A 19537-nucleotide genomic window follows, 5' to 3' on the forward strand; every position below is an offset into this window, starting at 1 on the left:
GTCCATCCACCGTAGATCGCCCAGTACTCGCACAGGACTGAGAAGTCACTGCTCGACTTTCCCCGGCTCCCGTCGTTCATAAGTTACTCGCCCAGTGAGTCTGATTCAGATTCAATCAAACCTCTTGCGAGGCCGTCAAAGGCTGAGGCTTGGTCTTGGGCGTTATCATCGAATACTAGCCTCCGTTCTATTGGGTGGTCTCGTGTAGACAGGGGTTCGCCCGCGACATTTCCCTCAACGTACCCATTTCTTCGCGCAACTCTTGCCAGATTCTTGACATCGGGCGTCAGACTTAATGTTGCCCCACGTACGGCCGAGTACGTAACAGTGGACGTTCTTGCACCCATCTCGTTCATACTTTCCATGACCTTCCGCTCAATATCATCGAGACTGTCCGCGTTCGGCCTACTAAAATGAATTGAAATTTTTCTTAGGAATTTAGAGCTGATGATCCTGTTAAGTGACTCCTTGTCAGGAACAAAATTAACCTCAATGTCGCCGAATTCATCGGTTATTCCGTTTGCACTGAGCAATTCCGAGAAAAATTTCTCGGCCATTCTTGGACTAAAAGAGCGGACGCCGTCGTTAGTCTCCACGGCAATTAAATGAATTTGCGGTTCGAAGTAGAACCTAAACTCGTGATAGTTTGGCTGTATGCCCGCGACGACTCGTTTAACGTTATCGATACGCTTTGCATCTGCGGCAGCTCGAGTCTGCATATCGATCCACGCGCCGTCCATGTCGATCTGAGTAAACGTTGCAATATTGCCCGTCATTGACACTTTGCCGTTGCGCGCTTTATTGGTCCAAAGGTGGGACATCCACGCGTACCTATCGCCGTGTACACGAACGGCTCGATTTAACGCATGTGCTGCGGTTATTAATTTAAGGTACGTGTCAGCGCCGTTATGAGGGTGTGCTGCTACGTTGATCAAGGTCCCTGAGACTTGCCGTTCCATGCTCCCCCTGCTCCATAGTCTGTCGTTGTCCCCTCTTGAAAAAAAAGGGGCCGCTTCAGCGGCCCCTTCTTTTACTACGTGTGGGTGGCAAATCCAACCCCAATCAAACCCCAACAGGATTCGACTTCTCCACATCGATCTTGTACTGCTTGATCGCCCGGGCCACATCCTTGCCCGTCATCTTCCCTTCCTTGGCCAGCGCAGCAATCGCAGCATGCGCGATGTAGTAACGGTCAACCTCGAAGAAACGACGCAGGTTCGCACGAGTGTCCGAACGACCGAAGCCATCCGTACCCAGCACGGTGTAGTGCCCCGGGATGAACGCACGGATCTGGTCCGCGTACGCACGCACATAGTCGGTCGCGGCAATCACCGGGCCCTGGCGGCCTTCCAGCAGCTCGGTCACGTAGGCCTTGCGCTGTTCGCCTTCCGGGTTCATGCGGTTGTAGCGTTCCACGTCGAAACCATCGCGGCGCAGTTCGTTGAAGCTCGGGCAGCTCCAGATATCGGCGGTCACGCCGAAGTCCTTGTCCAGCAGCTCGGCCGCGGCAATCGCTTCGCGCAGGATCGTGCCCGAACCCAGCAGCTGCACGCGCAGCTCGTTCTTCTTCGGCTTGCCGGCGTCGGTCAGCAGGTACATGCCCTTGACGATGCCTTCGGCCGCACCTTCCGGCATTTCCGGGTGGGTGTAGTTTTCGTTCATCAGGGTGATGTAGTAGTACTCATCCACCTGGTCTTCCATCATCGCCTTGGTGCCGTGCTGCAGGATCACCGTCACTTCGAAGCCGAAGGTCGGGTCATAGCTGCGCACGTTGGGGATGCCACCAGCCGCCAGATGGCTGTGGCCATCTTCGTGCTGCAGGCCTTCACCGTTCAGCGTGGTGCGGCCTGCGGTACCACCCAGCAGGAAGCCGCGGGTACGCATGTCCGCGGCCTGCCAGGCGATGTCGCCCACGCGCTGGAAGCCGAACATCGAGTAGTAGATGTAGAACGGCAGCATCGGCACGTTGGAAACCGAATAGCTGGTACCGGCGGCCATCCACGATGCGATCGCACCCGGCTCGCTGATGCCCTGCTGCAGCACCTGGCCGCTCTGGTCTTCGCGGTAGAACATCAGCTGGTCCGCATCCACCGGCTTGTACTTCTGGCCGAACGGGGCGTAGATGCCGATCTGCCGGAACAGGCCTTCCATGCCGAAGGTACGCGCTTCGTCGGCCACGATCGGCACGATGTGCGGGCCCAGTTCCTTGTCACGCAGGGTGATGTTCAGGCTCTGCACGAAGGCCATCGTGGTGGAGTACGAACGTTCGCCGCTGCTCTTCAGCAGACGCTCGTAGGTCTCCAGCTTCGGTGCGTTGAAGCTCTTGCTGGCCTTGCGGCGACGCTGCGGCAGGTAGCCACCCAGCGCGGCACGACGTTCCTGCAGGTACTTCACTTCCGGCGAATCCGGGCCGGGGTGGTAGAACGGCACCTGGCCGTCCTTCAGCTGCTCGTCGGTCACCGGAATGTTGAAACGGTCGCGGAAGTGGCGCACCGCTTCGTCGTCCAGCTTCTTGGTCTGGTGGGTCGGGTTCAGTGCCTCGCCGGCGCTGCCCATGCCGTAGCCCTTGACCGTCTTGGCCAGGATCACGGTCGGCATGCCCTTGGTGTTGACGGCCTGGTGGTAGGCGGCGAACACCTTGTGCGGGTCATGGCCACCACGGTTCAGGCGCCAGATGTCGTCGTCGGAAAGGCCCGAAACCATTGCAGCGGTTTCCGGGTACTTGCCGAAGAAATGCTCGCGGGTATACGCGCCACCGAAGGCCTTGCAGTTCTGGTATTCGCCGTCGACGGTTTCCATCATCAGCTTCTTCAGGACGCCATCGGTGTCCTTGGCCAGCAGGGCATCCCAGTAACCGCCCCACAGCAGCTTGATCACGTTCCAGCCGCCGCCACGGAACACGCCTTCCAGTTCCTGGATGATCTTGCCGTTGCCGCGCACCGGGCCATCCAGGCGCTGCAGGTTGCAGTTCACCACGAAGATCAGGTTGTCCAGGCCTTCGCGGCCGGCCAGCGCGATCGCGCCCAGGGTTTCCGGCTCGTCGCTCTCGCCATCGCCGATGAAGCACCACACCTTGCGGTCGGACTTTTCGATCAGGCCACGGTTTTCCAGGTAACGCAGGAACTGCGCCTGGTAGATCGCGGCGAGCGGGCCCAGGCCCATGGACACGGTCGGGGTCTGCCAGTAATCCGGCATCAGCCACGGGTGCGGGTAGGACGACAGGCCACCGCCGTCCACTTCCATGCGGAACTTGTCCAGCTGCGCTTCGTCGATGCGGCCTTCCAGGTAGGAACGCGCATAGATGCCCGGGGCGCTGTGGCCCTGGATGAACAGCAGGTCGCCGGGGTGGTTGTCGCTCGGCGCGCGCCAGAAGTGGTTGAAGCCCACGTCATACAGCGTGGCACCCGATGCGAAGCTGGCGATGTGGCCGCCCAGGTCGCCCGGCTTGCGGTTGGCGCGCACCACGGTGGCCATCGCATTCCAGCGGATGATCGAACGGATGCGCCATTCCAGATCGGCGTCGCCCGGGCTCTTGGCCTCCAGGTTCGGCGCGATGGTGTTCACGTATTCGGTGGTGGGAGAGAACGGCAGGTACGCACCCGAACGACGGGTCAGTTCCACCATGCCTTCCAGCAGTTGATGCGCGCGCTCCGGGCCCTCGACATCAATCACGGCCTTCAACGACTCGATCCACTCCTGGCTTTCTACCGGGTTCGGGTCGTTGTTCAGCAGCTCGTTCAACCAGTTCATTAGCGCTCCCATTACCGCACGCACGCGCGCGACTGTTATTGATTTCTAGACCGCAAAGTGTAGCGCACCAGTGGCTTCCGTCACTTGGCTACGCCTGCGTATGGTCGTAAATGGCCTGTGTCCCTGCGGACTGTCCGAAGCTGTCCCAGCCAATGTTTCCAAGGTGTTACGTGCGCAGCGGACCGGGTTCCTTGCCCTGCCCGCCCCGGCCATGCCATTGATCCGGGACGGAAAACCAAGGATCGCGCCATGGTTGATCGCCCTACGCCGCCTTCCCCCGACCGGCCCGCCGGCCGCAGCCTGCGCACGCGGCTGATGCTGTGGTCAAGCGTTGTGCAGGCCGCATTGTTGCTGCTGCTGGTGACACTGTTCTATCTGGGTGCGCGCACGCTGGTGCACCAGCAGGCCGCCGAACAGCTGCGTTCGCTGGCTGACCAGACCGCGCGCAGCCTGGGCAATTCGCTGCGTTCGGCGGAAATCACCGGCGACATGCTGCTGTCCCCGCTGGGTCGCCAGGCCTTCGATGCCGCCCAGCTGGATGGCCTGCTGCGCGCGGCGGTGGTGGCCGACCCGAACGTGGACGGGGCCACGGTGATCATCGAACCCGGCCGGGTAGCCGACCTGCCCGATGGCTATGCCTGCAATGACGTGCTGAGCGATGGCAGCGTGCAGCAGTCCTGCAGCGGCCAGCTGGGGTTTGATGCTCACCGGCGCAGCTGGTACCGCGATGCGTTGCGCGCCAGTGGCCCGTGGTGGTCGGCGCCGTATGCCAACCCACAGGCAGAAGGGCGCCTGTTCATCACCTACAGCAATCCGCTGCGGCTGCCGGGCGAGCTGCTGCCGGCCGGCCTGGTCAGCGTGGACGTGCCGCTGGCGCGGCTGCAGCAGGACCTGGGCGAACTGCCGGTGACCGTCGGCCTGCGCGCTACGTTGCTCGGCCCGGACCACCGCGTGGTGCTCAGTTCCGTGCCGGAAATCGAACCCGGCATGTCCCTGCAGCAGTACCTGGAGCTGCGCCCGGACCTGGCGCCTTTGTTCGACCAGCGCGGGCCGGGGCTGGCACCCGGACAGGGACTGGCCCACCGCGGCAGTGATGGCACCCGCTTCCTCAGCCGCATCGCCCCGCTGCAGCAGCCCGGCTGGCAGGTGGTGCTGTCGGCCGATCGCGATCTGCTGCTGGCCGACCTGCGCGATGTGGCGCGCTGGGCCGTGGGCCTGGGGCTGCTGGGGGTGGGGGTGTGGCTGCTGCTGGTGCGCCGGCATGCGATGCGCCTGCTGCAGCCGATGGAAGCGCTCACCGCCGCCGCGCGCCGGTTCAGCGCCGGGCACTTCCACCAGCCGTTGCCGGTGCCGCGCGACGACGACGAAGTCGGCCAGCTGACCCGGTCGTTTGAAGGGGCGCGGCGTTCCATCGTGCAGCAGATGGACACCATCGCGCGGATGGCCAGCGCGCGCGAACGCACCGAAAGCGAGATGCGCATCGCCCATGGCATCCAGCAGGGCATGCTGGCGCCGCCACCGCGCCTGCACGCCGACGGCTTCCAGCTGCGCAGTGCGGCGCTGCTGGTGCCCGCGCGCGACGTCGGCGGGGATTTCCAGCACATCGCCCAGCTGGACCGCACCACGCTGTGCTTCGTCATCGGCGATGTGTCCGGCAACGGCGTGCCGGCGGCGTTGTTCATGACCCGCGTGCTGACCGTGCTGGAAGCGTCGATGCAACGCCATCGGCACCCGCCAACCATCCTGGCCGAAGCCGGGCGGCACATCGCCGAACGCAACCAGGCCTGCATGTTTGCCACCGTGCTGTGCGGGGTGGTGGATGTATCCAGCGGCCGCTTCGAACTGGCCAGCGCCGGCCATGAATCACCGCTGCTGCGCCAGGCCGATGGCCGCGTGCGCGTGCAGGCGATGCACAGCGGCCCGGCGCTGGGCATCAGCGCCGATGCCGACTACCCGTGCGCGCGCGGGCTGCTGGCGCCGGGCGACTACCTGCTGGCCTATACCGATGGCATCAGCGAGGCGCAGTGTCCGCGCAGGCGCTGGTTCGGGCTGGAGCGGCTGCGCGCGGTGGTGGCCGCCGAACCCGACGACCGCCGCGTTTGCGCCCGCGTGGTGGACGCATTGCATGCTTTCTGCGAAGGCGCCGGCAACCCGGACGACCTGGCGCTGGTCAGCGTGGGGCGGCAGGCGCTGTGGTCACCGCTGCGGCTGCGTGCGGCAGCCACCGCCGATGGCCTGGCCGAGCTGCTGCAGCGCCTGGTGGCGGGGTTGCAGGGCATGCAGGTGGACAGCGCGCGCATCGGCGTGGCGCGGCTGATGGTGGAAGAGCTGGGCACCAACGCGATGGCCTATCAGCGCGTGCTGACGCATGTGACTCTCGACGTTACCGCGACCCTGGATGAGGATGGCCTCGCACTGGACGTGCGCGATGACGGGCAGGCATTCGACCCCACCGTTGCGCCCGCGCCAGACCTGGATGCGGCAATGGAACGCCGCGCCATCGGGGGCTGGGGCCTGCACCTGGTGCGCTCGCTGAGCGACCACATCGAGTACTGCCGTCGCGATGGCAGCAATCACGTCCATCTTCTGCTGCTGCCCCGCGCAGCGCGCAAGGAGTAGTTGTCCATGTCACGCCTGACCCTGCGTATCGATCCCGGTGACAGCCCGTACCAGCGCGTGTTCGTGTCCGGCTGGCTTGATGGCAGCACCCATGCCGAACTGGACGCCGCGCTGGCGCCGCTGCTGCACGACGGCACCCACATCCTGGAACTCAACCTGGCCGGACTGGACTACATATCCAGCGCCGGCCTGCGCTCCATCTTCCGCGCGCGCAAGGCCCTGCACCCGCACGCCGGCCGCCTGCTGGTGATGCAGCCCCGCCCGGGCGTGCGCAAGGTGTTCGAACTGGTCAAAGCCGTCCCGGTCGAAGAGGTCTTCGCCTCCCAACAGGAACTGGACGATTACCTTTCAGCGATCCAGCAGAAAGTAGCCAGCGGCGAACTCTGACGGTAGTGACGACCGCTGGTCGTCAGCTCTCCCGGTCGGTGCCAACCCACCCCCGATGGGAGACGACCGTTGGTCGTCACATCTCTACCCCCAACCCCTTGCACCCAACCCCCTATCGATATATCGTTTCGACACCCGAACCGATATATCGAAATGACCCCGCCGCGCCCCACCCCCGCCACCACCCGCCTGCTCAGCCGCGGTGACCTGCGCCTGCTGGTGCTGGCGCTGCTAGGTGACCAACCGCGCCACGGCTACGAGCTCATCCAGCACGTCAGCGAGCTGTTCGCGCGCGCCTACACCCCCAGCGCCGGCACCATGTATCCGCTGCTGGCCAGCTTCGAGCAGGCCGGCTGGGTGCTGGCCGAAGACGACGCCGGGCGCCGCCGCTTCCGCATCACCGACAGCGGCCGCGCGGAACTGCTGGGCCGCCGCGATGAAGTCAAAGCCGCCCAGCACCGCGCCTGGCACCGTGCCCGCGAGATCGCCAAGGCCGATATGCCGCCGGACCTGCGCGATGCCCTGCGCCAGTTCAAGGGCGCGCTGGTGCGCCATCACGGCCGCTGGCAGGAAGGCGAAGCCGCCCAGGTGGCCGCCCTGCTGCTGCAGGCAGCCGCCCTGTTGAACGGCCAGCCGCCCGTGCCCGCCGCATCCCCCGAACCTGCGACCCCGCCCGCCTGAGCCAGCCCGGTCGCCCCGCGCCTGTCGCGCCCCCCTTCCCTCTTCAGGAATCCCCTATGTCTTCCCATGAAAACAAGCGCCTGCGCCTGGATGTCCGCTTCCGCGAACTGACCGTGCTGCGCACCGAAGAAGTCACCCCGAACATGCGCCGCGTGGTGCTGGGTGGCGCCGACCTGGCCGGCTTCGATTCACCCGGACCGGATGACCACATCAAGCTGTTCTTCCCCAACAGCAGCGGCGAACTGGTGCTGCCGACCATGACCCCCGAAGGCCCGCGCTACCCGGAAGGCAAGGAACATTCGGTGGCCCGCGATTACACCCCGCGCGGCTGGGACCACGACGCCGGCGAGCTGGCGATCGACTTCGTGCTGCACGGCGACCACGGCGTGGCCGGGCCGTGGGCCGCGCGCGCGCAGCCGGGCGATACGCTGGCCGTCGGCGGTCCGCGCGGTTCGTTCCAGGTGGCCGATGATTACGATGGTTATGTGCTGATCGGCGATGAAACCGCGCTGCCGGCGATTGCCCGCTGGCTGGAGATCCTGCCCGAAGAAGCCGAAGTGCAGGTGCTGATCGAAGTGGCCGACGAGGCCGAGCGCCAGGACCTGCCGCAGGGTGACAACGTGCGCATCCAGTGGCTGGAACGCAATGGCTTCCCGGCGGCCAGCAGTTCGCTGCTGGAAGACGCGCTGGTGGACTTCGAGGCACCGGAAGGCGATGTGTTCTATTGGATCGCCACCGAATCGCGCCGCGCGCGGATGATGCGCAAGTTCTTCGAAGGCCACCACGCCGTGCCGCGCGACTGGATCCGCTCCACCGGGTACTGGAAGGCGCACCCGGATGACACCGACGGCGACTGAAAGGTAGTGACGGCCGCTGGCCGTCAACCCGACAACCCGGTAGTGACGGCCGCTGGCCGTCAACCCGACAACCCCGGTAGTGACGGCCGCTGGCCGTCAACCCGACAACCCGGTAGTGACGGCCGCTGGCCGTCAACCTGACAAACCCCGGTAGTGACGGCCGCTGGCCGTCAACCTGCCTTTTGACGGCCAACGGCCGTCACTACCGGATTAACGCGATAATGGCGGCATGACCGACCTCTTTGCTGCCACCGTCGCCGCGGCGCTTTCGCGCCTGCAGACCGACCCCTCCGCCTTTGACACCGTGCTGGCCCCCCATGGCGAAGCCGGCGCACTGCGTCCTTCGCTGCAGGAACTGCTGGACACCCGCCAGCAGGCGCTGAAGGCCGACGCCGATGTCGGCCTGGTCGCCGACATGCTGCGCCGCGACCAGAAGTTCGCCCCGCCGGGGCGCCCGTCGATCCACCTGGTGCAGCTGCGCAAGCAGCAGGCCAGTGCCAAGCAGGCGGCGTTGATCGCGCGCCAGGCGTATGGCCGCGCCGCGCAGGATTTCGTGCGGGCGCTGTCGTTGAAGATCACTCCGCGGCTGACCCCGATCGCGGTGGCCGACCGCTGGATGCAGACGCAGTTGGGGTGATCCACGGCCGCTGCGCTCGCCGAGCGTGGCTCGGCGCTACCGGCTCGCCGAGTGTGTACCGGCGCTACTGAAGCAGCAAAAAAAAAACCCGCCGTCACCGGCGGGTTTTTCCGTTCAAACCACCTGGGTTCAGGCAGCCGGCTTTTCGCCGGTGGCTTCGGTGGTGATGCGGATCTTCACTTCATCGCTGACGTTCGGGGCGTACGCGCCGACGCCGAAATCGCTGCGCTTGATGGTCGTGGTGGCATCGAAGCCCGCCGCCGGCACCTTGGCCATCGGGTGCTCGCCGCCGCCGTTGATGGTGACGTCCAGGGTGACCGGCTTGGTCTGGTCCTTGATGGTCAGGTCGCCGGTGACGGTCAGCTTGTTGGTGCCGGCCGATTCCACCTTGGTGCTCTTGAACGAGGCAGCCGGGAACTTGGCGGCATCGAAGAAGTCGGCGCTCTTCAGGTGCTCGTCGAACTTGGCGGTGAAGCTGTTCAGGCCGGTCAGCGGCAGCTTTACTTCCACGGTGGACTTGGTCACGTCGGCCGCGTCATACACCAGGGTGCCTTCGGCGCTGCCGAAATGGGCGGTCGGGTTGGAGAAGCCGAAGTGGCTCCACTGCGCCAGCACGTCGGTGTGCGACGGATCCAGCTTGTAGGTGCCCGAGGCAATCTGGATCGCGTCGGCAGCCGGGGCAGCCGGTGCGGCAGCAGCGGCATCGGCGGCCGGGGTGGTGGTGGTCTGCTCGGTGGCGGCCGGGGTGGCGGCCGCATCGGTGGCCGGGGTGGCTTCGTCGGCCGGCTTGGAGCAGGCAGCGATCGCCAGGGTCAGGGCCAGCGGCAGCAGCAGCTTGGTGGTCTTGGTCATGTTCAGGACTCTCTCGATTTCAGTAAGGGAATGGACTGCAAACATCGACCCGTCCAAGCGGGACCGGCCGATTCAAACACAAACCCGGTTCAGACGATGCGAGCGGCTTCGTCGAAGGACAGGCGCGGCGAACGCGGGAACAGACCGGCGGTGTCGCCGTAGCCCAGGTTGACCAGGAAATTGCTGCGCAGCGAGGTGCCGGCGAAGAACGCTTCATCCACCTTGGCCGGATCGAAGCCGGTCATCGGGCCGGCGTCCAGGCCCAGCGCGCGTGCGGCCAGGATCAGGTACGCGCCCTGCAGGCTGCCGTTGAGGAAGGCCGGCTTCTGGCGGTTTTCCTGCGGGCCGTCGAACCACGCCTTGGCATCGGTGTGCGGGAACAGGTAGGGCAGCTTTTCGTGGAAGTCCAGGTCATGGGCGATGATCACCGTGACCGGTGCCGCCATGGTCTTGGCCAGATTGCCTTCGGACAGTGCCGGGGCCAGCTTGGCCTTGCCTTCTTCGGAAGTGACGAACACGAACCGGGCCGGGCTGGAATTGGCCGAGGTCGGGCCGAACTTCACCAGGTCGTACAGCGCGCGCAGCGTGGCCTCGTCCACCGGCTTGTCGTGGAAGTCATTCGCGGTGCGGGCAGTGCGGAACAACTGGTCAAGTGCGGCAGCGTCGAGTTCGTGCGACATGCATCCTCCAGGTAAAGAGCGTCAGTCCGGTGCTGCCTGCCAACAGGCCTGCAGCCGGGTCCATGCGGGGCAGTGTAGAGTGTCGCGTCTGTTGCAACACCCAGCAGGGCTGAAACGAATTAATGCCAATCGTGAAACGATCGAGTGCGCCCTCGACGATTACCGATGGCCGCGCCGGCAACGTCCGGCAGGCCGTGGCGCTGGCCAGCGCGCTGCGTCTGGGCACGCACCAACCCCTGACGCTGGTGCCGCGTGCGCCCTGGCGCTGGCTGTCGCCACGACGCCTGGCCGGTGACATCCGGCACGGTTACGGCGCGGCATTTGCGGCACTGGCGACGTCGCCTCCGACACTGGCAATAGGCTGTGGACGACAGGCCGCCGGGGCATTGCGGGCACTGCGTGCGCGGGGCAGCCGGGTGGTGCAGATCCTGGATCCGCGCATCAGCGCGCGCCACTGGGACCTGGTGGTCGTGCCCGAACACGACCGCCTGCGCGGCGGCAACGTGCTGACCCTGCTCGGCAGCCTGAACCCGGTGGACGATGACTGGCTGTCGCTGGGGCGGGCCGCCTTTGCCGATTTCGGCGGCCTGCCGGGCCCACGTACCGCGCTGCTGGTCGGCGGGCCGACCGCCCACGCGGCATGGGACGAACAGGCCATGCGCGGGGTGTTCGAGCAGCTGGCCGCGCAGATCCGCGAACAGGGTGGCAGCCTGCTGGCGACCACCTCGCGGCGCACCCCGCCCGCACTGGCAGATGCGCTGCGTGACACGTTTGCCGATATCCCGAACGTGATCTGGGGCGATGGCGGTGACGGGGTGAATCCGTATGCCGGGCTGCTGGGCTGGGCCGACCGGGTGGTGGTATCGCCGGATTCGGTGAACCTGCTGTCCGAAGCCAGTGCCACGCGCGCGCCGGTGATGGTGGCGCTGGCGGCCAGTGCACAGGGCCGCATGCAGCACTTCCAGCAGGCACTGCACGAACGCGGCCGGCTGCAGCCGCGTTGGCTGGACTGGGACCACGGGCCCATCGCGCCGCTGCGCGAAACCGGACGCATCGCCGCCGAAGTAAAACAGCGCCTGGCCCTGTAGTGCCGGCCGCTGGCCGTCATCCCCCGCCATAGGTAGTGACGGCCGCTGGCCGTCATCCCCGGCCACAGGTAGTGACGGCCGCTGGCCGTCATCCCCCGCCATAGTTAGTGACGGCCGCTGGCCGTCATCCCCCGCCACAGGTAGTGACGGCCGCTGGCCGTCATCCCCGCCGTGGTGGGTGACGACCGTTGGTCGTCACGCTGTCCGCGCTGCACCCGCCGACCCTGGCTCGGCACTACCGGTCTATGATGGCCGCGACATGGACCGTCCTTTCTCATCCCTCGCCCTGCTCCTGCTGCTCGTCCCGGCCACCGCCTGGGCCGACAGTGGCACCTGCCGCGAACGCTATCCCAGCCCGGCCGCCGAAGCGGCGATGTTCGACGTGGCCTGGACCACCGCCGAGCGCCTCGACGCCCTGCCCGACGTCGATGTGGTGATTGCCGCACGCGGCGGCCAGAACCTCAGCCGCTACGGCCTGCGCCACAGCCACCTGGCCTTCCTGCTGCGCGACGACGACGGACGCTGGCGCGCGGTGCACCTGCTCAACCGCTGCAAGACCGACCGTTCGCTTCTGTATTACGAAGGCTTGGCCAACTTCATCGGTGAAACCGGCGGCCATACCGATCTGCGCATCGGCCTGCTCGAACCTGCGTTGGCCGCCCGCCTGAAGGCGATGCTGCAGTCGCCGGCCACCGCCGCGCACGCACTGCACGAACCACGCTACAACGTGGTGGCCTATCCGTACCGCACCGATTTCCAGAACTCCAACGGCTGGGTGCTGGAAGTGCTGGCCGCGGCGATGGCCAGTGCCGATGGCGCCGCGCCCCTGCAGGACCGCGCCCAGGTGCAGCAGTGGCTGCGCGCCAACGGCTACCTGCCCAGCGTGCTGCATATCAGCCTGGGCAAGCGCGTGGGTGCGCGCGTGGCGGTGGCCAATGCCACCACGACCGACCACCCGGTGGCCGAGCGCGTGTCCGGCAACTATTCGGTGGTGAGCGTGGAATCGGTGTTCGATTTCCTGCGCGCGCGCCAGCAGCTGCCGCAGGAGCTTTCCATTCCGCATGTCCCCGTGGCCGGTGCCACGGCCGCTACGCCCTGACCCCCATTCCGCAGGAGACACGCATGTCCCGTTCCTTCGCCACGCCGGCACTCGCCCTGATCCTCGCCTCCTCCCTGCTGGCGCCGCCTGCACGCGCCGGCGAGCTCAACAGCAGCGAGGCGACGGTATTCATCTCCGTCGCGTTGACCCTGTCGATCCCGCTGGCCGCGTCGGCCGGGCTGGCGGGCCTGTCCGCGGCACCGTTCAAGGCCAGCGACCGGCACAAAGCCGCCAAGCGGGTGCCGGCCACGCCGCTGCCGGAAATGGAGGTGAAGGAGGTCAGCCCCCTGCCCGACGGCGGGCGCCGCGTGCAGCTGCAGGTGCCGGGCAAGGACGACCAGACCGCCACGCTGGAATGGCCGGCGCGCGCGGATGATCCCGGCGCCGGTTTCGTGGTCGGGCAGACAGTGGCGTTCGTGCCGACCCCGGCCGGCGCCGGCTGGAACGTGCACGATGCCGCGGGCCGCCAGCTGGCCTACGTGCCCACCGCCTACGCCGCAGCGGACAGCACCAGCGCTACCTGGTGATGGCTGTCGGCTGAACGCCCCGGCTGGCCGCGTGCCCTGCCGGGGCGGATAATGCGCGCCTTCCTTTGAACTCCCTGGCTCGCCATGTCCGTGCGCCCTGTCCCTGTGCTTGCCCCGATGACCCTGCGCGCGCTGCTGCTGGCGGTGCTGGCGATGGGCGCGGTGGTGCTGGGTTCGAACGTACTGGTGCAGTACCCGATCAACGACTGGCTGACCTGGGGCGCCTTCAGCTATCCGGTCGCGTTCCTGGTCAGCAACCTGATCAACCGCCGCTTCGGCCCGGGCCCGGCCCGTCGGGTGGCATGGGCCGGCTTCGCGCTGGCGGTGGTGCTGTCGTTCTGGGTGGCCACCCCGCGTATCGCGGTGGCGTCCTGTTCGGCGTTCATCGTGGCCCAGTTGCTGGACATCACCGTGTTCGACCGGCTGCGTCGGGGCAGCTGGTGGCGCGCGCCGATGGTGGCCACGACCTGCAGTGCCACGGTGGATACCGCGATCTTCTGGAGCATCGCGTTTGCCGGGTCTACGCTGCCGTGGATGAGCTGGGCGTTGGGCGATCTGGCGGTGAAGCTGGCGATCGGCGTGTGCCTGCTGGCGCCGTTCCGCGCGTTGTTGTGGAAGATGGCGCCGGTGAAGAGCGCGGGTTGACGGCGAAGGCATGACGGCCAGCGGCCGTCACTACCGGAGGCGGGACCGGTGGCGCCGAAGGCAGCGGCAAGCGACGGCGTGACGACCAACGGTCGTCACCCACCAACGCCCGAGTCACCCACCAACGTCTGGGCCACCCACGGCGAAGGCATGACGGCCAGCGGCCGTCACTACCGGGGTCACGTGTCGAACGGGAGCTTGGCGTTCACGCAGGCGGCGCTGATCGTGGCGCGTGCGTGTTCCAGTGTGTCGCTTGGCGCGGCCATGCGCGGGCGGCGGTCCAGCGTGCATGCCAGCCCCAGTTCCAACAGCGTGGCGTGCGCGGCCTGCAGTGCGCTGGCGCGTTCCGGCGGCAGCCAACCGCTGGCCGCCAGTGCGGCGATCAAGCCCGGCGTATCACGTGGTTCAAGCAGCGCCGGATGAGCGGACGCCGTGCCCAGTACACCCGCCTGCAGCAGGAACTCCAGGTCCGCCACGCCACCCGCGCCCTGCTTGAGGTCCATCCGCGCGGCATCGCTGCGGTCCAGTTCCGCGCGCATGCGCTGGCGCATCTTGACGATGTCCGCGTGCAACACCTCGCCGTCCCGCGGGCGGCCCACGGTCTGCGCGCGCACGTCTTCGAACGCCTCCAGCAGCCCGGCATCCCCGGCTACGCCGCGTGCGCGGACCAGTGCCTGGTGTTCCCAGGTCCACGCACGTTCGCGCTGGTATTCACGGTAGCTGGCCAGCGATGACACCAGCGCGCCCTTGCCCCCATCCGGGCGCAGCCGCACGTCGATGTCGTACAGCCGTCCGGCGGCGGTCACTGCGCCCAGCAAGGCCATCACCTTCTGCGCAAGCCGGGCGTACCAGCGCGCGGGTTCCAGCGGACGCGCGCCATCGCTGGCGTCCACCTCCGCCGGGTTGTCGTGCAGGAACACCAGGTCCAGGTCCGAGCCAAAACCCAGTTCCAGCCCGCCCAGGCTGCCGTAGCCGATGATCGCAAAGCGCCCGTCCGGGATGTCGCCGTGCGCGGCGCGCATGTCCGCCTGTGCCAGCTGCAGCACCACATCCACCACCACCTGCGCCAGTTCGGCCAGCTGGCGCGTCGTCTCCACCGCGCCCTGGCGGCCATCCAGGCTGGCCATGGCCATGCGGAAGCTCAGGGCCAAGCGGATCTCGTTGAGCCAGCGCAGCGCCGATTCGGGGTCTTCCACCGCCAGCACCTGCGCACACTCGGCCTGCATTTCCTCGCGGCTGGGCAGCGGCCCGGACACGCGCACGTCCAGCAGTTCGTCCAGCAGCAGCGGATAGGCTTCCAGCCGTTCGGCCAGCAGCGCGCTGCGTGCCAGCACGTCCACCAGCCGCGCCATGGAACTGGGCTGTTCGTCCAGCAGCGCCAGGTAGCTGGTGCGGCGCAGGACCGCCTGCAGCAGGCCCAGCACGCGCTTGAGCGCGGCATCGGGCTGCGGCGACCGCGTGGCGGCGTGCAGCAGGGCCGGCAGCACGCGATCCAACCGTGTGCGTGCCCCATCGGACAGCGACTTCACCCCGGACGACTGGGCGAAGTCGCGCAGCATCTGGTCGGCACCGTGGGCATCGGCGAAGCCGGCGTCCACCAGCAACTGCGCATCGCCATGTGCGGGCAGCCCGCGCCAGTAACTGGCCACGGCATCCGGCGCGGCCTTGCCTTTACGCGGGGCCAGCAGCGCGCCGAATTCGGTGCTGACGCGCTGCTGCTGCACGGCCAACGCATCGCGCAGGCTGTCGAAGTCCGGGTAGCCCAGGCCGATCGCGATGCGCAGCCGTTCCAGTGGATCGGCCGGCAAGGTGTGGGTCTGCGCGTCGCGCAGCATCTGCAGCCGGTTTTCCAGCCGGCGCAGGAACAGGTAGGCCTCGCGCAGCGCCGCGCCGTCTTCAGCGGCGATCTGCCCTGCGTCCACCAGCGCGGCCATCGCGTGCAGCAGGCGGCGCTCGCGCAGCACCGGTTCGCGACCGGCGCGGATCAACTGCAGCGACTGGCACAGGAACTCGATTTCGCGGATGCCGCCGGCACCCCGCTTGATGTCTTCGTGCATGTCACGCCGCGCGACTTCGGCGGTGATCGCCGCCTTCATGTCGCGCAGTCCATCCAGCGCGGTGAAGTCCAGGTAGCGCCGGTACACAAACGGGCGCAGCGACTTCAGCCACTCTTCGCCAGCATCGATGTCACCGGCCACGGTGCGGGCCTTCAGCCAGGCGTAGCGCTCCCAGTCGCGGCCTTCGCGCTGGAAATACTGGTCCATCGCCGCGAACGACATCGCCACCCGGCCGGCGCGGCCGAACGGACGCAGGCGCAGGTCCACGCGGTGGCTGAAACCATCGGCGGTGGTGTCATCGAGCAGCTTGGCCAGGCGCTGACCGACGCGTGCGAAGTACTCATCGGCATCCAGCGGCCGCGCGCCATCGGATTCACCGCGCTGGGCGAAGGCGTACACCAGGTCCACGTCGGAACTGAAATTCAGTTCACCGCCCCCCAGCTTGCCCAGCCCGAACACCACCAGCCGTTGCGCCTTGCCGGCATCGTCGCGGACCACGCCGTGGCGGCTGGCGAACTCGATTTCCAGCGCGCCCAGCGCCAGCTGCAGGCACTGTTCGGCCAGCTCGGTGGACCCGGCCAGGGTCTGCTGCACGCTGTCCATCCCGGCCAGGTCGCGCCATACCAGGCGGGTCGACATCGCCGCGCGGTAGCGCCGCAGCAGGCCGGGCCATTCGGCGGGCTGCTGCGGGGTGAGCTCCGGCAACGGCAACGGCGGGCAGTCGGGCTGGGTCAGGTGGGCGAGCAGCGCCGGCTGCCGGCACAGGGTATCGATGGCGAAGTCGCTGGCGACCGCCAGCTGGCGCAGGAAGGGTTCAAGCGGGGCGTCCGGCGCGCTGCCGAGGGCAATGGTCAGGCGTGCGAGGGCACGGTCGGCCAGCGGGACGAGGGCGTCGGGGAGCGGCGCGTAGGGTTGGGTCATGGGAGGATTGTAGGACGGTGCGGCGTGTTGACGGCCAGCGGCCGTCACTACCGGGGCGTATTCAGCTGCACGCTGCAGGCGTAAAAAAGCCCGCTTGCAGCGAACTGCCAGCGGGCTCTGCTCCCTCCCCCACGTCGGGATGCAGGGCCATCGTGCCGACTGCAAAAGCACATTGCACGCTGCACTGCAAAACAATACCGGAGGGTACAGAAGCCTTCACGCCGGAAGCGCCATCCCACCAAGGTCGCAGGCCCCGTACGGGTAGGTTTGGCCGATAATCGATCTTTCCCCTACGAAACATCGTCGTCATGCCTGCAGATCGCATCGCCAACGCGCGTCTCCGTGACCGCGTGGTCTCCGCCGAGGCCGCAGCCGCGCTCATCCAGCCCGGTGAAACCGTGGCCATGAGCGGTTTCACCGGATCGGGTTACCCCAAGGCCGTGCCGGTGGAACTGGCCCGCCGCATCGAAGCGGTGCACGCCCAGGGCCTGCCCTTCCAGATCAGCCTGATGACCGGCGCCTCCACCGCCCCGGAACTGGATGGCGCGCTGGCCAAGGCCGATGGCATCGCCATGCGCATGCCGTTCCAGAGCGACCCGGATGCGCGCAATCGCATCAACGAAGGCAAGCTTGACTACATCGACATCCACCTCAGCCACGTCGCCCAGCACGTGTGGTTCGGCTTCTATGGCGATATCGATACGGCGGTGATCGAAGTATCGGCGATCCGCGAGGACGGCGCGCTGGTGCCGTCCACCTCGGTGGGCAACAACAAGACCTGGCTGGACCTGGCCAAGAAGGTGATCGTCGAGGTCAACGAGTGGCAGCCGGCCGGCGTGGACGGCATGCATGACATCTACTACGGCACCGCGCTGCCGCCGCATCGCAAGCCGATTCCGCTGGTGCACGCCAATGACCGCATCGGCGAAACCACGCTGCGTTGCGACCCGGACAAGATCGTGGCGGTGGTGCGCACCAACGGCCCGGACCGCAACAGTCCGTTCAGCCCGATCGACAGCACCAGCGAGCAGATCGCCGCGCACCTGATCGAGTTCCTCAAGCACGAGGTGGCCAAGGGCCGCCTGCCGGCCAACCTGCTGCCGCTGCAGTCGGGCGTGGGCAACATTCCCAACGCGGTGCTGGCCGGCCTGGCCAAGAGCGGCTTCCGCGACCTGGCCGCGTTCACCGAAGTGATCCAGGACGGCATGCTCGACCTGCTGCGCGACGGCGTGCTGAGCTATGCCTCGTGCACCGGCTTCGCGCTGAGCCCGCAGGCCAACGAGACGTTCAAGGAAAACATCGATTTCTACCGCGAGCGCATCATCATGCGCACGCAGGAAATCTCCAACCATCCCGAGCTGGTGCGGCGCCTGGGCTGCATCGGCATGAACGGCATGATCGAAGCGGACCTGTACGGCAACGTCAATTCGACCCACGTGATGGGCACGCGGATCATGAACGGCATCGGCGGTTCCGGTGACTTCGCGCGCAACGGCTTCCTGTCGGCGTTCCTCAGCCCGTCCACGGCGAAGAACGGCAGCATTTCGGCCATCGTGCCGATGGTCAGCCATGTCGACCACACCGAGCACGACGTATCGGTGATCGTCACCGAACAGGGCCTGGCCGACCTGCGCGGGCTGACCCCGCGCAAGCGCGCGCAGGTGGTGATCGACAACTGCGCGCACCCGGATTTCCGCGCGCAGCTGCAGGATTACTTCGACCGCGCCAACCGGGACAGCTACGGCAAGCACACCCCGCACCTGTTGCCGGAGGCGCTGAGCTGGCACCAGCGGTGGTTGGATACGGGCAGCATGAAGGCCTGATGCCGTGCGGCGCACCAGGACGGTGAGCGGACGCTGAAAGCGCGCCGCGGCCGCATCGGGTTTGCTGGCGGCATGGACATACACCCGACCAGCATCCCTTCCCGCCCCTCCGCGTTTGCAGTCGTATCTGCTGACACCCGTGCGCCGGCTTTACCGACGCACGCTCCCCTGCGCGCCGTTTCCAATACGCCCGCGAGAACCGACAGGGTGTCGGTACCACCGCTGCTGCGGCTTGCTGCGGACGAAACCGGCAACGATCTGGTCGCGTGTCTGCGCCGACGTTGCGGGAAGGCCGGTGCACCGCAGCTGATCCGCGACGGACTGACCTTCATCGGCACCCTGACAAGGCAGGAATCGGCCGTGTACCTTCGCGCGACCACGCTGGCGCTGGCTGATGACGTGACGTTGGCCGCGTCGCTGGCGGAACAACGCCGACAGGGCACTGCGCCGTCGCCGGATGCACCGGCTTCACCGCTGCCGCCGCTGCTGCAGGAGTACAGGGATGCGATCGACCGCCTGCTGCGCGCCGTGGCAGCCAACGGTGCGGTGATGAGCGGAACCTACGGCTTTACCACCTACATGCGGCACTGCCTGTACCGCGTGGACACGGCCCCATCCGTCCATGTCGCCGGAACGGTGCTGAATGATGCACTGCACTGGCAGCGCGGTGCGCGTCAGGCGATAGCGGGAGTCGACCCGCTGATGTGGCCCCTGCGGGAAGGAGATCCGTTGGGACCGACGGCCTACGCCTTCGCATTGAACGAAACAACGCACGATGCAACGGCCGTGCTTGCCGAACTGCGCGCGTTTCATCCCTGGCCGACACCCGGTCAATCGCTTGCCACACCCGGCAAGGTGACCCGCTGATCAAGAATCCCCGCCCGCGCCCGTAAGGTGAGTGCGCGCCACCGCGC

16 protein-coding genes are annotated in these 19537 nt (G+C 67.0%); 11 read left to right on the plus strand and 5 right to left on the minus strand.

Features of this window, described 5'->3' with window-relative positions:
* Positions 1–83 precede the first annotated feature (83 nt).
* Together QE373_RS16525 and aceE are read right to left on the minus strand one after the other, a co-directional pair.
* The gene (locus QE373_RS16525) at positions 84–1127 is read right to left on the minus strand and encodes a DUF4747 family protein (protein WP_309688600.1); all 1044 of its coding nucleotides are present in this window, start codon (positions 1125–1127) and stop codon (positions 84–86) included.
* Complete coding sequence (aceE, locus tag QE373_RS16530) at positions 1063–3750, minus strand: pyruvate dehydrogenase (acetyl-transferring), homodimeric type (protein WP_123700272.1); 2688 nt, start codon at positions 3748–3750, stop codon at positions 1063–1065. The genes QE373_RS16525 and aceE overlap by 65 nt, the downstream gene beginning before the upstream one ends.
* Positions 3751–3999: 249 nt before the next feature.
* Between aceE and QE373_RS16535 the strand changes: the two genes are divergently transcribed.
* The 5 genes from QE373_RS16535 to QE373_RS16555 all read left to right on the plus strand — a co-directional run bounded on the left by QE373_RS16535 (position 4000) and on the right by QE373_RS16555 (position 8931).
* Entirely contained in the window at positions 4000–6369 is a 2370-nt protein-coding gene (locus QE373_RS16535; protein WP_309688603.1) for a SpoIIE family protein phosphatase, read from the plus strand.
* Positions 6370–6375: 6 nt separating this feature from the next.
* Positions 6376–6756 carry an STAS domain-containing protein gene (locus tag QE373_RS16540; protein ID WP_309688604.1) on the plus strand — a complete coding sequence of 127 codons (381 nt, stop codon included), beginning with the start codon at positions 6376–6378 and terminating at the stop codon, positions 6754–6756.
* A gap of 153 nt (positions 6757–6909) precedes the next feature.
* Positions 6910–7437 (plus strand): PadR family transcriptional regulator, encoded by a 528-nt coding sequence (locus QE373_RS16545; protein WP_309688605.1) that lies wholly within the window; start codon positions 6910–6912, stop codon positions 7435–7437.
* Between the two features lie 56 nt (positions 7438–7493).
* Complete coding sequence (locus QE373_RS16550; RefSeq protein WP_309688608.1) at positions 7494–8294, plus strand: siderophore-interacting protein; 801 nt, start codon at positions 7494–7496, stop codon at positions 8292–8294.
* A gap of 229 nt (positions 8295–8523) precedes the next feature.
* Positions 8524–8931 (plus strand): hypothetical protein, encoded by a 408-nt coding sequence (locus tag QE373_RS16555; protein WP_309688609.1) that lies wholly within the window; start codon positions 8524–8526, stop codon positions 8929–8931.
* Positions 8932–9060: 129 nt separating this feature from the next.
* On the opposite strand, the gene QE373_RS16560 is transcribed toward QE373_RS16555, so the two are convergent.
* A complete protein-coding gene (locus QE373_RS16560; RefSeq protein WP_309688612.1) occupies positions 9061–9783 on the minus strand; it encodes a YceI family protein in 723 nt (240 codons plus the stop codon).
* An 89-nt stretch (positions 9784–9872) separates the two neighbouring features.
* Positions 9873–10463 (minus strand): malonic semialdehyde reductase, encoded by a 591-nt coding sequence (locus tag QE373_RS16565; RefSeq protein WP_123700266.1) that lies wholly within the window; start codon positions 10461–10463, stop codon positions 9873–9875.
* A gap of 122 nt (positions 10464–10585) precedes the next feature.
* Between QE373_RS16565 and QE373_RS16570 the strand changes: the two genes are divergently transcribed.
* From QE373_RS16570 to QE373_RS16585, 4 genes are all read left to right on the plus strand, one after another.
* Complete coding sequence (locus tag QE373_RS16570; RefSeq protein WP_309688615.1) at positions 10586–11551, plus strand: mitochondrial fission ELM1 family protein; 966 nt, start codon at positions 10586–10588, stop codon at positions 11549–11551.
* Positions 11552–11810: 259 nt separating this feature from the next.
* On the plus strand, positions 11811–12650 hold the full coding sequence (locus QE373_RS16575) for a DUF2145 domain-containing protein (protein ID WP_309688618.1): 840 nt from the start codon (positions 11811–11813) through the stop codon (positions 12648–12650).
* Positions 12651–12673: 23 nt separating this feature from the next.
* On the plus strand, positions 12674–13177 hold the full coding sequence (locus QE373_RS16580) for a hypothetical protein (RefSeq protein ID WP_309688621.1): 504 nt from the start codon (positions 12674–12676) through the stop codon (positions 13175–13177).
* A gap of 84 nt (positions 13178–13261) precedes the next feature.
* Complete coding sequence (locus tag QE373_RS16585) at positions 13262–13822, plus strand: queuosine precursor transporter (RefSeq protein ID WP_309688623.1); 561 nt, start codon at positions 13262–13264, stop codon at positions 13820–13822.
* Between the two features lie 179 nt (positions 13823–14001).
* Here QE373_RS16585 and glnE read toward each other — a convergent pair whose 3' ends face one another.
* The gene (gene glnE / locus QE373_RS16590; protein ID WP_309688625.1) at positions 14002–16800 is read right to left on the minus strand and encodes a bifunctional [glutamate--ammonia ligase]-adenylyl-L-tyrosine phosphorylase/[glutamate--ammonia-ligase] adenylyltransferase; all 2799 of its coding nucleotides are present in this window, start codon (positions 16798–16800) and stop codon (positions 14002–14004) included.
* Positions 16801–17108: 308 nt separating this feature from the next.
* Here glnE and QE373_RS16595 point away from each other — a divergent pair, with 308 nt between their 5' ends.
* Both QE373_RS16595 and QE373_RS16600 read left to right on the plus strand, forming a co-directional pair.
* Positions 17109–18623 carry an acetyl-CoA hydrolase/transferase family protein gene (locus QE373_RS16595; protein ID WP_309688627.1) on the plus strand — a complete coding sequence of 505 codons (1515 nt, stop codon included), beginning with the start codon at positions 17109–17111 and terminating at the stop codon, positions 18621–18623.
* A 72-nt stretch (positions 18624–18695) separates the two neighbouring features.
* The gene (locus QE373_RS16600) at positions 18696–19490 is read left to right on the plus strand and encodes a hypothetical protein (protein ID WP_309688629.1); all 795 of its coding nucleotides are present in this window, start codon (positions 18696–18698) and stop codon (positions 19488–19490) included.
* The last annotated feature ends 47 nt before the right edge of the window (positions 19491–19537 follow it).

Origin of the sequence: Stenotrophomonas sp. SORGH_AS_0321 (genome assembly GCF_031453215.1) — a bacterium.
GTDB classification, from domain to species: Bacteria; Pseudomonadota; Gammaproteobacteria; order Xanthomonadales; family Xanthomonadaceae; genus Stenotrophomonas; species Stenotrophomonas chelatiphaga.